Source organism: Bacillus sp. UNC437CL72CviS29 (assembly GCF_000482345.1).
GTDB classification, from domain to species: Bacteria; Bacillota; Bacilli; order Bacillales; family Bacillaceae_G; genus Bacillus_A; species Bacillus_A arachidis.
Genome location: NZ_AXVB01000004.1, coordinates 258872 through 273197, shown reverse-complemented (window position 1 = coordinate 273197; position 14326 = coordinate 258872). Strand labels below are relative to the sequence as shown.

Genomic DNA, 14326 nt, shown 5'->3' with positions numbered 1-14326 from the left:
TTTTTATTTCCCTCCACTGGTCATAGAAGGAGGTCGGTCTCCTCTGTTTTTCTTGTACGCATGATAGGCATATTGACTAAAATAAAAGTTGGTTTTGACAAAGTTTAACTTTTCTTGGTTTCGTAATAGTTTCCAATATCGGTAGGCAGCTTTTAATTTATTCCTTGAAGTAGAGTTACTTACAATACGATATTTAGATAAACTCTTTTGTAAGCCATATGCTTGATATCCTAGCCGTAATAATACTAACCATAGGGCAGTATCTTCAGGCTGGATAACAGGCATTTCAATTTGTTTAAATTGATGCCTATCTAACATCACGGTTAAACAGCCAATCGTCGTATTTCCCAGCAGATATTTATAATCTACAACTTTCGGTGCATGAACTTGAATATTCATTGCATTTCCTTGTTCGTCAATTAAAGAATAAGAGGTAAAAGAAAAAGCAAGATTATCTTTTTGCATAAAAGCGACTTGTTCTTCTAGTTTGGTAGGTAACCAGAGATCATCGCTGTCTAAAAAGGCAATATAATCTCCTTGAGCTTCTTTTAATGCTATATTTCTAGCTCTAGCAGCACCAACATTTTGAGTTAAAGTAATCAGTTTAATTCGCGGGTCTTTTTCTATATATTGTTTGATGACGTGAACGGAGTCATCTCTCGACTTATCATCAACGATAATCATTTCCCAGTTAGCATATGATTGGGCCTGAACGGATTCAATGGTTTCTTTTATAAAAGGGGAGCTGTTATACGAGGGGGTTATCACAGAAACCAATGATTCGCTATCTTTTTTCGTGTATATCATAAAAACCAGCCTCTTTTCTTTCATATACAGAAATATATTTTAAAGCAATTGCTAGAAAGGAGAAAAGCGCTTCATTAATCATGAGAGAAAGGGATACCATCTGCAATAAGAAAGCAAAAAGTGTAAGAATAATAAAAGGTTTTTCAATATGTAATTTAGTCTTAAAGAGCTTGATAATGAACAGTAATAAAAAAGAAAAGTAAAACAGAAAACCAATAATTCCAGCCTCTACTAAGATTTCTAGATATGTATTATGAACATATAGTTTTTCATTATGTTCAAATGCGTAATAATCCGAAAAATTAAAGGCGCCGATTCCCAAAATGGGATGAGACATAAAATAGGTAATGGCCTGTTTCCATAATTCAAATCGACCACTTCCTTTATCAGAAGAAAAGTCATTGATACGGCTGGAAATAATCTGATTCAAATCGATTTGAATAAAAGAGCTTGCGGCGTACATTACAACTAGGCATAACAGAGCAACAAGTATCATTTTCACCTTTTTTTGAAAATCCGCTAATATTATATACAAAATGATAACGAGTATTAGCGCAACAATACCGCCTCGAGAAAAAGTAAGGAGGTTAGTAATTATACATAAGATAAATCCAAAGGAGTTTTTAAATCCTTTTAAATGTGTTAAATAATACGAAAAAAACAATGTATTATAAAAAATGAAGATGTTTGGGTCATCCAGTAGTCCAATTAACCTTGGATAATCTCTATCTAATAATAATCCGTAAGAAGTAATCTCAACACCTGTTGGGTATCCCCCGGTTATTTGTAGTCCAATTATGTATAGTAACAAACTAATCACGTTAAATAGTATCCCGACATTTGCAATGGAAGTTTCAATAGAATGAATTGAAGCTTGCTCTAGCATATATCTCATGATGAAATAGCAGATAAGGACAAGGATTACTCCTAGAATGACGCGAATACTTGCTTCTGGATACTGTGAAAAAGCACCGCTTAGACAATAGGTAAAATAAAATAAAAGCAATAAAATTTCATAATGATAAAGGGGACGAAAGTAAAAGTCTCGAAAATAAATACAGAAAAAAACGGCTAGAAAAATCATGTAAATTTTTAATGAAAAACCGATGGATACATTATATTTACTAAGTGTAATAAAAAATAACAAAAGAAAGACTTCTAAAGTAGAAGTATTTCTTTTAATTTGTAATCTTTCCATTCCCTCGTTGTCTCCCGTCTTTTAAATGGTTGATATTCTGTTGTTTTTTCTTTCTTATAAAATCTTTAATCAAGCCCCGAGTTGCTTGATCAAATAGTAAAACCATCGTAGACATTAAGATCATGGTAGAAAACATGGCGATAAAAGGAAACTTATATAATAAATAGTGTAATAGGATAAAGCTTATTGAAAAGTAGGATCCGTATGGAATAACGACTTTGGTTAATACGGTTCTTCTAATTGGATTCGCTAATACATAACCAATAAATGATACGATTTCCATCGCTAAAGCAGAAAAAGCTGCCCCCGCTATTGCATAAGTAACACTGAGATAATAAAAAGACAGTAAGCCAATAGAGATGGTTATAAACTGAACAATCGTACGGCGATTTTGCAGTCCTCTTGTTGTGAGTCCGTCTGCAATGGCGATGTTAAATCCTTGTAAGACAATAATAAAGGATAATATTTTTAAAGGTTCAACTGCAGATCCCCATTTATCTCCAAATAAAATCGTTATCAGATAGGGGGATAAATAGAATAAAGCTATTGTCATACACATTCCAATTAAGGACATAAATTTCATTTGCACGATATTTAATTCTGTGTGTTTCTTTATTTCCCCATGACTATAATGTTTAAATAACAGTGGGAAGAATGCACCTGCAATAACCCCTGGTATTTGATAGAGAGCTGAGGGGATTCGGTAAGCTACTGCAAAGAGACCAACAAGCCCTAAAGGAAGTGTTTTTTCTAATACTAATGGACCTAGTTGAGGAGTTAATATAATAAATAACCCACTAATTAAGAACGGGCTAATATTGATCAATAATTCTTTTTGAAAAGGGACTTGCCATTTGAATTCCACGTTTTTTCTGAGTAAATACAGGGAGTAAAGGCCTCCAGCTAAATAAGAAAAACCATATAAAAAAGCTGTTACATGTATATCCACTTGTAAGGTTATACACAAAATGGTTAATGTGACTAATACAATGGCCGAGAAGATTCTTATGGATGCAATAAATTGCATTCTTTCAGATAATTGAAAGTAGGTTATCCCTATACTTTGTAGCACTAGGCCGATGATTAAAGGAATCATTAAACTATACATCATATAAAGAATTTGTTGTTCATGATAGAAGACATGGATACCGAAAGAAAAGATAATAAATGTGAAAAGTAAACATATGACTCGAACTTTTATATAAGAAAAGAATGTAGCGCTTGGGTTTTCTTTTTTTGCTCCTTCTCGAAGGAACGTATTACTGACTCCTAAATCTGTAAAAAAGTGCATGACCATGGAAAGAGCTAGTGCTACACTAAATATTCCATAATTCTTTGAGTTAAAGTAATTTGCCAATAGTATGAGTGTACCTGCATTTAAAACATTAGCTAAAATCGTGCTGTAAAGTAAGTGGAATATATTTTTAATAATTGAGTTTGTTTTCTTATTCACTTATTTCTCTCCCAATTCACAACTGTAAAGTCACTTAAATACAGATGTAGGTTCTTTTTGCTTAAGGTAATAATCATATGTATTCGCAAGACCTTTTTCCAATGCATATACAGGTTGCCAGTCTAATTGTTGAATGCTCTTTTTATTGCAGAGCAAACTTTCTTTGACGTCACCGTCTTTTGCAGGTTGGTAAATGGGGGGAATATTTTGTTTCCCAATCGATTGAATCATCGAGAATACTTCATTGATACTTGTACAAGTTGCTGATGATATATTGAAAGTACCACTTCCATTGTAGTTCAATGCCTTAAGATTGGCGCTTGCTACATCGTCTACATAGATAAAATCTCTTGTTTGTAAACCATCCCCATAAATAATAGATTGCTCCTGTTTAATGAAATGATTTATGAAGATTGAAATAACTCCGCCTTCACCGCTTGCTGTTTGCCTTGGACCATAGACATTGCTGTAACGAAGAATGACATAGTCTATATCATATAATTCTTTTGCGAGTTTTAAATAATCCTCAGCTGTTTTTTTGGAGACGCCATAAGGTGATAAGGGGCGAGAAGGATGTGAGACTGAAATAGGCATGACTTTAGAATCTCCATATACAGCTGCTGAAGAAGCAAATATGATTTTTTTAACACCATATTTCTGAGAGAGTTTTATGATATTTGTTGACCCTATTATGTTGATTCGTGCATCATTTGTTATATTTGAAATGGAGTTTTGTACACTAATTTGCGCAGCTTGGTGAACTACAAAGTCAGGTTGAAATGCCTCCATCGCTTTTTCTAATGATCTTTCATCTTCTACATTATCAAAGAAAGCTATACCTTTCGAATGGACATTATTTACGGATCCAGTGGATAAGTTATCATACACAGCCACTTCATAATTATTATGAATTAATTTTTCTACAATATGGGATCCGATAAATCCGAAGCCCCCCGTTACTAGCACTTTCTTCATTTTTTATTCTTCCCTTCAATATTTATCTAGCACCATTTCCAGTAAATACAATGGCCAATGTTCGACATAAAATCTTGATTTCCATAGCGAATGATCTGTGCTGGATATAGTATAAATCGAATGCTAATTTTTCTTCGGGAGTTAGATCATATCCACCATTCACTTGCGCCAATCCTGTTATTCCAGGCGTTACAAGTAAACGATGTTTAAAATTAGGCAATGACTTATCAAACTTTTTATAGAAATATTCTCTTTCAGGTCTAGGGCCAATGAGCGACATATCTCCTTTTAACACGTTAATAACTTGAGGGATTTCATCAATTCTAGTTTTTCTTATAAAGTTACCTATTTTTGTAACCCTAGGATCCTCTTTACTTGCCCATTGAGGACCATTTTTTTCGGCATCTAAAAACATGGAGCGTAACTTTATTAATTTGAAATCTTTTCCGTTTTTCCCCAGGCGCTGTTGATAAAAGAAGGGAGAACCAGTTGATTCGATTGGGATAAGGATGCAAAAAAGAACTAAAATAGGTGATAAAAGTAACAGCATGAAAAGCGAAAAAATAAAATCTATAAGTCGTTTAACAAGAAGGTAGGATGAAGTTGATAGAGGTGTTACTTGTAGTTCTACCTGTCTATCAATCTTTATTTTTGGGTCCAAAAGTTACTCCCCCTTTATGAAATAATGACTGTACCGATTATTTCATGTTTGCTATGTTCTAGTTGTTTTTTTACATTCGCAATTTTATCTAACTTATCACGGCCTTCCTGTATCATTAAAACAGTGCCATCACAATGTTTTGTGAGTATTTGTGCATCTGGTGTGTTTAAGAAATCGGATGTGTGAAACAGGATGATATCAAAATGCTCTTTCCACTCCTCAATTAGGGTTGGGAAGGTCTCTAATGTTAACAATGTCACTGGCTCATAAAGATCCTCGCCTGTAGGTAAACAAGATAGATAATCCGTTATTTTTATTGGATTATCCTTATTTTTCTCTCTTAAGAGTAAGTTGGTTAGGCCAAATGAATGATCAATATGAAACACATGATGTAAAGAAGGTTGACGCAGATTTGCATCCACTACCAGCACTCGTTTTCGTTGTTCTGAAAAAGCAAGGGCCAAATAAGCAGTAGCATGGGTTATATTTTGTGTTTGTGCAAGGGAAGTAATCATTAATATTGACGTTTCCTTTTGAAGGTTCGGTTCAATATGGTTACATATGCTATAAAATCGTTCTTTGATGGTGATATCATCTGGATTAAAGAAATATTTCCTCTTAAACTTAATAGCCATTATGTTCACCTCGTTTCATAGAAGGTAAGCCCTTATAAGTTGTTTTTTGCTTGTTGTTTCTTTTTTTGGTATGTAAGTTCACTCTTCCTAATAACGGGAGACCAAGGTGTTCGAGCTCTCGACTGGTGTAAGTTGAATTATCAAAGTGTTCTCGTAGAATTGCTAAACCAATTCCGGCAAAAAAGCTGATTATGATTGAAATGGCTATAATGAATTTGGGTTTTGGAAAAAGTAGTTCGGCTTCTTCCATTACCTCGGAAGCATTAAGAATATTAAGTCGGTTTACATTTGCATAGTCTTTAAATTTAGATATGGATTGCTTTGCGACAGATTGTGCAATTTTTTTAGCTAATTGTGGATCAGAGTCTTTCACTGAAATCGTAATAATCTGTGAATCATTTCTATTAGTAACGGAAACCTGTTTCAGCAAATCATAGCTTGAACGAGTTAGGTGTAACTCTTCTTTTACGCCTATCATGATATATGGGCTTTTTATAATATCCATATATGAAAGAGCTAGCTGTCTGTTATCTTGTACCTTATTTACTGGATTTTCCTCTTTTTCTACACCTAAAGATCCAGCAAGAACTTGGGTGGAGTACTGGTAAATCGGTTTCATAAGGTACATGGATGAAATAATAATGAACCCGCTTGTACAAATTGTCGTAAGTATAATGATTAAGAGTCGCCTTTTTAAAATTTGTATAAACTCTTTTATCTTTACTTTTTCATTCATCTCGTTCACCACTTTTTCAATTTAATAGTAGAGTTTTGGCGTGATTTTCCGAATAGGAATTATCACCTTTGATTTAGAAAAAATCCTTATAACATTTATACTGGGGTGGAAAAATTATAAACCTAGCATCTGAACAGAATGCTTCTTCCTAAATTTTTACTATGTAGGGAATAGCCACATCATCATTAAGTTAAGAGTGCCAGGGTATGTTTTTTGAAATGTCTATGACTACAAGAAAGATGTGCATAACAAATATATGAATGGAATGGATATTTAAATGAAGAAGTTGATCATTGTGTGATTGTTCTTATAAATCTAAATAATAAGTGTTTTTACTGAAAATTTATGGTAATATTTTGATGTTAATTGTATTTTATTGAAAATAATAGAATTTTTAGGTATATTTAACTCTTCATAAATCTATTTATAAATCCACAAATGTATTACATAAATGTATGAATTAAAATGTTTGGTTTTTTATATGGAGCTTTATAATCTTATCTAGTTAAAAGGAGACTATAATGAATCATTCTATGGATATACAATATTTGTGTGATATTTTATATAAAACATTTCAAGTATCTATTCAATTTTTATCTGCAGATGAAAAAATCTTATATAAATCTACTTCTAATGATATTTGCAGTCCTTTTTATTCTTCTAGGGAAGAACAACTGAGTGAGCTTTTTCAAGAAAATGATCTCTATAATTTTCCGCTTATGAGGGGAAACAGTTATCTGGAAAATTTCGTTTTCATTCGCATAGTAGATCATGAATCTATAAAAGGAACCTTTTTTATTGGACCTTCTACATATCCCAAAGTATCAGAGGACATGGCCATTAGACTTATGGATGAATTTGGCGAAAATGCTAGAATCCAAGATGGAATTGAATACTATCATTCCGTACCTGTGATAAAAAAAATAACTTTAATTGATATAGGGATTTTATTGCATTACATGATTTTTAAAGAAAAGTTAGATGTAGGTGCTGTTTGGAGAGAAAATAAATTATTAGAGAAACCCGCCTATGAAATTGCGAATCCTGACTTATATATTTCAGCCCGCCGTCAAAATAATCCTGATCATTACGATATATTATTGGAACGGAATTTTTTCACATGCATTAAAGAAGGGGACAAAGAAAAATTAATAAAGTATGCATATGCATTCCCGCAAGAAGATGCTGTAATTTCATCAAAAAGAAATCAGCTAAGAAATCAAAAAAATAATGGGATAATGGCCATTACTTTAGCTACTCGTTATGCAATAGAGGGGAATCTTCCGCCAGAAATTGCTTTTTCGCTTAGTTCTCTCTATATGGGAACCATTGAACAACTAGATAATATGTATTCCGTCAATAGATTAATTGAGGACGCTTTATGTGCTTTTGCTGATCGTGTTAAAGAATATAGCGTTCAAAGCTATTCGAATACAATTACTACATGTTTAAATCATATTAGCAAAAACATTTACCATGAAATAACTCTCAATAATCTCGCTACGCTGCTTGATATTAATCCTACTTATTTATCTAAATTGTTTAAAAAAGAAGTAGGAATTCCTTTAAGTGAATATATTCAAAGGGAACGAGTAGAAGAAGCAAAAAAACTATTAACATTAACTACATATCCATTATCAGATATTTGTGCTTGGCTTAACTTTTATGATCAAAGTTATTTCACAAGAGTTTTTAAAAAAATATGTAACATGACTCCTAAGCAATATCGTGAAAAGTATACCGTGATATAGGTTCGATATCTTAACAGTTAGGTGAGATATGTGTAATACTTGGTCACATATAAATGCATCGATTCAATTTACCCCAGTATTTATGAGTAATAATATTCTTACCTCAAAAAATTTCTATGTTTACCTTTTTAGCTTGGATGAAATGAATGTTCGAAATAAAAAAGAATCCCACGGGATTCTTTTTTTACTTTATTTTCCTATTAAAGAATAATCATTTCGTATTTTCATTTTTTACCAACGCGTGTTATATTTGGTAGCATAAAATATTTTGTGTAAATACATCTGTCTTATGAATAGGGGAAATATAGGAGATTTTTAAGTTTGCGACTAAACAAATTAAGAGAGGAGTACCTTCCTTGATGAATGAAGGTGTACTACAGATGAACTTATATAAGCAGCTAGGAAAAAGTATCACAATTTCTTTCGCGTGAGTAGGAAGACATAGCGAATAATCGATATAAAATATGGAGAAATGTAAGCTTTATCTGTTCCTTGTAATCGAAACGGAGCCTTCCAAACGCAATCATTCGCTCCATATCATCGTAGAAATGGATGGCTAGTATTCGTATGTATCAAAGGGAAATAAGTATATATAGAACGCATTTTAAAACTTTATTATTCTCCTACAACTGTAAGTAACATGATAATTTTGTAAACAAAAAGATTGAAGTCAACTTGTATTTTAATAAAAACCTTTTTAGTAGGTGTAATATGATGAAAAGATATGAGGAGTTTGACTCTCTAAGAGGATTAGCAGCACTTCTTGTAATGATCGGGCATCATATGATGCTATTGCCTGCGTACGAAAATTATCGATATGAGTTAAATAGTCCCTTCATAGTTTATTTATTCAAGGAAACTCCTTTACGTCTTTTTTTTAGTAGCGGCAACGAATCTGTTATTCTCTTTTTTGTATTGAGTGGTTTTGTTTTGTATTTATCTATTCATAATGAGAAATTTCATTATGATACATACATAATAAAACGGATTTGCCGAATTTATATACCATATGTAGTAGCAATCAGCATTGCTATTATTACTAAAATGCTTTTTATTCGTAATGATATGCCATATATTAGTGATTGGTTTAGTAAATCATGGACCACTACAGATACGCTAACTTTATTATTACAACATTTTGTTTTTATCGGTGAGTATAACACGGACGCATATAACAATGTTATATGGTCTCTTGTTCATGAAATGAGAATTTCGCTTGTATTTCCATTTCTGACTTTCTTTTTTATACAAAAAAGGCTCAGATATTCCTTATTGTGGTTTATTGTTTTAAGTTTTTCTTCGACTATAGGTTTGTATTTCTTTGATCCTAGTGGAAGCATAACTAGTGTTTTTTTAAGTTTTCACTACATCACTCTTTTTTTTATGGGAGCTCTATTAGCCAAGTATCGTTCTTTGATTTTTCATTACGTCTTCAATATGAAAAAAGTGGTAAAAGTTGCATTGCTACTGATTGCGATTATTTGTTTTATGTATGAAGGAATGATTGGCGAAGTAGATTTTTTGAACAATTATATATTGAGGGACTACGTTGTCTCATTTGGAGTTTGTATAGTAATGATTATGAGTGTCGCTTCATGGACATTTAGTTCGTTATTAAGAAGAAAAGTATTTGTTTTTCTTGGAAAGATTTCTTATAGCCTTTATTTATATCATCTTATTTCTTTATTCTCAGTTATGCATTTATTTTATGATAAACTACCTACCATATTAATAGTGTTTCTTTCCTTTTCTCTTTCTTTTTTACTATCTTCATTGGGGTATCTATTTATTGAAAAACCTTGCATAAACCTTGGGCGGCATTTAACGAGGGAAGGTGAAGAAAAATATAGTCGTTCTTTATAAGATTCTTCAGTAAAATGTTTCTTATGTTTATCCCGCTATTTGTGGGTAGTAATACCACCTCAAAATTCAGCGAAAGTATTGCACAGTTCCAGTGGCTTCGCTTCTTCCTGTGAGGTAAAAAACACCTCTACGTCAGAAGCTCCATCCCCCTCACATTCTGGACGAGCCACTTTAAGAAGTTAGGTAGGGGGATGAACTGCCTGTAAAAGTTCGATTGGTCGTGCTAATAATCAGTGGGGGATGAAGAAAACTCCCACTGATTCAAGTTTCACCTTATTGCACGCCACTTTCTAAAATCGAGAATTTCTTTTTCTCACAATCTATTTCTGCCACCACGCCATAAGGTAAAATAAACTTAGGTTCGGTATGACCAAAATTTAAGTTATAAAGAATCGGTAAATCTTCTAAACCATATTCTTTCATAACGGTTAGAATTTCATGTTTATATTCTTCATAATATTTCTCGTCTTTCGGTTTGCCGAAAATGATTCCATTTGTGTTTTGTAAAATGCCCTGCGCTGCATAATTTCGTAACCAATATCTGATATAAGTTGGATCTGGTTTGTCTTCAGATGTTTCAAAGAACAGAATGCTGTTTTCCCAATATTTTTTCTCAGGCCAAAGCGCTGTTCCTTTTGCGAACTCCAGTACTTCTATACAACCTCCGATTAAACGGCCTTGTACGATACCCGAGCCTTGAAGTAGTTCATATCCAGTATTTTGCTGCATGGTACGTCGTTTATTTTTGTTCGATTCAATCCATAGTAATCGTTCACTCGTCCATTCTGTAGCCGGCTTGATTTCACTAATCATCTCATTTGAAAAGAGTGTTCGATTTACCATTTCAATTGTATATGGATGCATCTCAACGTTTTCAGCAAAATCAGTCAAAATAGCTGGACCGTAAAAAGAAGAAATACCAGCTTTATGACAAAATAAATGTGGAATGGTCACATCAGAGTACCCCATAAAAACTTTTGGATTTTCACGTATGACATCAAAATCAATATAAGGAAGTAAGCGAATGCTATCTTGTCCGCCAATATTCGCAAAGATCCCTTTAATGCTTTTATCTTGAAATGCTGTCATGATATCTATCGCACGGGCCTCTGGATTCTCATAAATATAATCAGAGCCTTTCAAACTATTTGGCATAGGCACAACCACAAGACCAAACACTTCTTCTAATCTTTTTACCCCTTGTTCATAACGCCATCTTAGTTCAGGATCGCCTGCGCCTCCCCAAGAAGGACTAATTGTTGCAACGCGATCACCTGGTTGTAATCTTTCTGGTTTTCTTAACACCGTAACTCCCACCCTTATATCATTCGATTCACTATATGATTCGCATAGCTGGAAAATATAGCATATGACTTTTTTCTACATCATCAAGAAATTCCCTGCCATTCTGCTAGAGAGAGGAATTCAATTGTTTGTTTTTTTTCCTATTTTTCACCTGGATTGTGGAACGGAAAAATATTATGTAATTCAAGTAACAGTCGCCCTGTCCGTTCTACATTCATTGGATTTCCGTTATGTGGTGAGTATTCTTCTAGTCTCCAAGAGGGTAGCTCTTCTCCTTCATTTGGTAAATCATAATCTCCGCCGCCTGCATCTGATAGACGATATAAAATTTCATTCATAGCGGACCTAGCTATCCAGTACGCAAATAATCCAATCTTTTCAGGTGGGATTCCTGCTTGCACCATTTCTTTTATAATCAAGTTGTTTGTATCGGGTGTTGCTTGTTCATTCGCACGCTGAATCGAGTTTTGAACCCAGCTTTCATGATTATATAAATACATATCCAATATTTCTTGGAATGGCCTTAAAAAACGAAAGCTGGCAAGAACAGCTTCTTTACCTTCTATCTCATCTTTAGCCCAATGTTCAGGGGACTGTACACCGAATTCCTTTAATATTTCGGTTACATTTTCTTTCGTTGGTTCTTTTTTAAAGTCGTCTAAAAGGGGGACTAAATTATCCTTCATATAATCCATATGTTTTCTCCTTTGTCTGTATTTTCTGGTAATCCTGTATTCATTATAATATTTAAAATTAAGATTCGGTTAAAAGAGTAACAGTAATTCCTGTAAAAACTTTTGCAAATACTTGGCTGCCAAGGGAACGAGTTATCCCGCTATTTTAGGACAGTAACATTCCCACCTCAAAATTCAGCGAAAGCGATGTCTAGCTCTAGCGGCTAGAATCTCCGGTCGTTTCGCCCCCTCGGACGAGGCAAAAAGCGCCTCTCTGCCCTTGGCTTCAACGTCCTGTGATTCTGAGCGAGCCGCTTCCGCTTTTCTAAAGAAGTTAGGTGAAAGATGAACTGTCCGTAAAAGCCCGATTGGTGAGGGCTAATAATCAGTGGGGGATGGAGCAAACCCCCACTGATTCAAGTTTCACTTTATTGTTAGCTTCGTGACAATAGGGTACTACTAAATAAGAAGAAACAGTTTGTTTACATACGAATGCTAGAGTGGGGATGCCGAAAACAACCTATGGAGGGACAACAATGACTAATTTTCGGAAAAAGATGATGGGGCCAACATTAGCGGGAACGATAGTGCTAGGTTTATTAGGTGCAGGAAGCATGATGAATGATAACGAGGTAAAAGCTGAGGTGAAAAAAGCAAGGCAGCAACCCAAAAACGTAATTATGATGGTTATGGATGGGACAAGCTCTTCAGCAACAACATTGGCCCGATGGTATAAAGGTGCACCTCTTGCGCTAGACCAAATTGTATCAGGAGGGGTTCGTACTTATTCGGCGGAATCAGCTATTACGGAATCAGCGCCGGCAGCAACAGCTTTAGCGACAGGAAATAAATCAAATTCGAGCTATGTGGGCGTATTACCTTCTGTTGTGAATTCACCTGGCTTAGAACCAATCAAAGAAGAAGACAGGTTTCGTCCAGTTGCCAACGTTTTAGAAGGCGCAGAATGTTCAGGCCGCGCAACAGGAATTATTGCTACATCAGAAATTCAGCATGCCACTCCGGCTGCTTTCTCTGCTCATCATGCGAACCGCAAAGATTTTGAAGTACTTGGTGAACAACAGGTTTATCAAAATATGGAAATTGTATTAGGCGGAGGGAAGGCAGCGCTGCAACCTGTGGGAAACAATGGAATCCGTAAAGACAACGAAGATTTAATAAAAGTGATCCAAGACAAAGGGTACGACTTTGTGGAAACGAAGGATGCCTTATTAAACTCTAAATCCGATAAAATTTGGGGCTCTTTCTCAAATAATGCACTTGCGTTTGATATGGATCGTGAAGCAACCAATCCCAAGCAGCCAACACTTTCCCAGATGACGGGGAAAGCAATTCAAACATTATCAAAAGATAAAGATGGATTCTTCTTATTTGTAGAAGGCAGTAAGCCCGATTGGGCAGCGCATGCCAATGACCCAATCGGGATGGTTAGCGAGATACTAGCATTTGATGCTGCAGTTGCAGAAGCGTTAAAGTTTGCAAAAAAAGATGGGAACACGATGGTCATTGCTGTAACGGACCATGGTAACAGTGGTATTTCCATCGGTAACAAAAATACCACAAAAGGATATGATACCACACCGGTATCTGCCTACATTGCTCCACTGAAAAAGGCAAAAATGACACTTGAAGGTGCTACAAATAAACTAAAAGATGATTTATCTAATGTAACAGAGATAGCTGCACTTTACGGTTTAGGAGATTTAACTCATGATGAAAAAGCAAAGCTAAAAGCTGCACAAAAGAAAACGGATGTAGGTCCAATACTTACTAAGTTATTGGCCAACCGTGCGAACATTGGTTTTACAACGGGGGGGCATACGGGTGAAGATGTATTCTTATACTCTTACGGCCCCGGGAAGCCATATGGTTTCGTCCAAAATACAGATATTGCGAAGGTAATGGCCAAAGCAATGGGCTTTCACTTAGAAGAGTTAACAAACAAATTATTTTTAGATGCTGAATCAGCCTTTAAACAAATTGGTGCAACTGTAAAAATCGATAAAACAGATGTAGCAAACCCGGTGCTCGTAGTAAAACACAATAAAGGGGAAGCTCAATTGTTTGTTAATAAGAATATAATCCGTATCGATGGAAGAGCTTATGAGTTAGGAAGTATCGTTGTAGAGAGTAATGGGAAATTTTATATACCTGAAAAGGCAGTTCATCTATTTACAAAGCATTCTCGGTGAATGCTTTATAAATAGCATTAGCCGGGGGAGGAAACAACCTCACCCCGGCTTTTATTGT

At 34.6% G+C, this 14326-nt stretch carries 12 protein-coding genes and 1 pseudogene; 4 read left to right on the top strand and 9 right to left on the bottom strand.

The window, feature by feature from the left end; genetic code table 11:
• Positions 1 to 3: 3 nt before the first annotated feature.
• From M014_RS0104430 to M014_RS0104400, 7 genes are read right to left on the bottom strand one after another with little or no spacing between them, the layout of a single operon-like run.
• Entirely contained in the window at positions 4 to 807 is an 804-nt protein-coding gene (locus M014_RS0104430; RefSeq protein WP_026590641.1) for a glycosyltransferase family 2 protein, read from the bottom strand.
• A complete protein-coding gene (locus tag M014_RS26370) occupies positions 785 to 2005 on the bottom strand; it encodes an O-antigen ligase family protein (protein ID WP_051588536.1) in 1221 nt (406 codons plus the stop codon). The genes M014_RS0104430 and M014_RS26370 overlap by 23 nt, the downstream gene beginning before the upstream one ends.
• Positions 1986 to 3458 carry an oligosaccharide flippase family protein gene (locus M014_RS0104420; protein ID WP_026590640.1) on the bottom strand — a complete coding sequence of 491 codons (1473 nt, stop codon included), beginning with the start codon at positions 3456 to 3458 and terminating at the stop codon, positions 1986 to 1988. The genes M014_RS26370 and M014_RS0104420 overlap by 20 nt, the downstream gene beginning before the upstream one ends.
• Positions 3459 to 3488: 30 nt before the next feature.
• A complete protein-coding gene (locus M014_RS0104415) occupies positions 3489 to 4433 on the bottom strand; it encodes an NAD-dependent epimerase/dehydratase family protein (RefSeq protein ID WP_026590639.1) in 945 nt (314 codons plus the stop codon).
• 22 nt (positions 4434 to 4455) lie between these two features.
• Positions 4456 to 5094 (bottom strand): sugar transferase, encoded by a 639-nt coding sequence (locus M014_RS0104410; RefSeq protein ID WP_026590638.1) that lies wholly within the window; start codon positions 5092 to 5094, stop codon positions 4456 to 4458.
• A 14-nt stretch (positions 5095 to 5108) separates the two neighbouring features.
• Positions 5109 to 5729: a CpsD/CapB family tyrosine-protein kinase gene (locus M014_RS0104405; RefSeq protein ID WP_026590637.1), complete on the bottom strand. Its 621-nt coding sequence runs from the start codon at positions 5727 to 5729 to the stop codon at positions 5109 to 5111.
• Positions 5719 to 6465, bottom strand: coding sequence for a YveK family protein (locus M014_RS0104400; protein WP_026590636.1), 747 nt, complete (start codon positions 6463 to 6465; stop codon positions 5719 to 5721). The genes M014_RS0104405 and M014_RS0104400 overlap by 11 nt, the downstream gene beginning before the upstream one ends.
• Before the next feature lie 521 nt (positions 6466 to 6986).
• Between M014_RS0104400 and M014_RS0104395 the strand changes: the two genes are divergently transcribed.
• The 3 genes and pseudogenes from M014_RS0104395 (at position 6987) to M014_RS0104390 (ending at position 10079) form a co-directional block, all read left to right on the top strand.
• Positions 6987 to 8216 carry a helix-turn-helix domain-containing protein gene (locus M014_RS0104395; protein ID WP_026590635.1) on the top strand — a complete coding sequence of 410 codons (1230 nt, stop codon included), beginning with the start codon at positions 6987 to 6989 and terminating at the stop codon, positions 8214 to 8216.
• Between the two features lie 445 nt (positions 8217 to 8661).
• A pseudogene (locus tag M014_RS30560) lies at positions 8662 to 8859 on the top strand (transposase); the annotation flags it as partial.
• A gap of 68 nt (positions 8860 to 8927) precedes the next feature.
• Positions 8928 to 10079 (top strand): acyltransferase family protein, encoded by a 1152-nt coding sequence (locus M014_RS0104390; RefSeq protein ID WP_081810960.1) that lies wholly within the window; start codon positions 8928 to 8930, stop codon positions 10077 to 10079.
• A 273-nt stretch (positions 10080 to 10352) separates the two neighbouring features.
• Here M014_RS0104390 and M014_RS0104385 read toward each other — a convergent pair whose 3' ends face one another.
• Positions 10353 to 11384 (bottom strand): S66 family peptidase, encoded by a 1032-nt coding sequence (locus M014_RS0104385; protein ID WP_026590633.1) that lies wholly within the window; start codon positions 11382 to 11384, stop codon positions 10353 to 10355.
• 140 nt (positions 11385 to 11524) lie between these two features.
• Entirely contained in the window at positions 11525 to 12079 is a 555-nt protein-coding gene (locus M014_RS0104380; protein ID WP_026590632.1) for a hypothetical protein, read from the bottom strand.
• Between the two features lie 515 nt (positions 12080 to 12594).
• Between M014_RS0104380 and M014_RS0104375 the strand changes: the two genes are divergently transcribed.
• Positions 12595 to 14268, top strand: coding sequence for an alkaline phosphatase (locus M014_RS0104375; protein ID WP_026590631.1), 1674 nt, complete (start codon positions 12595 to 12597; stop codon positions 14266 to 14268).
• Positions 14269 to 14326: the final 58 nt, after the last annotated feature.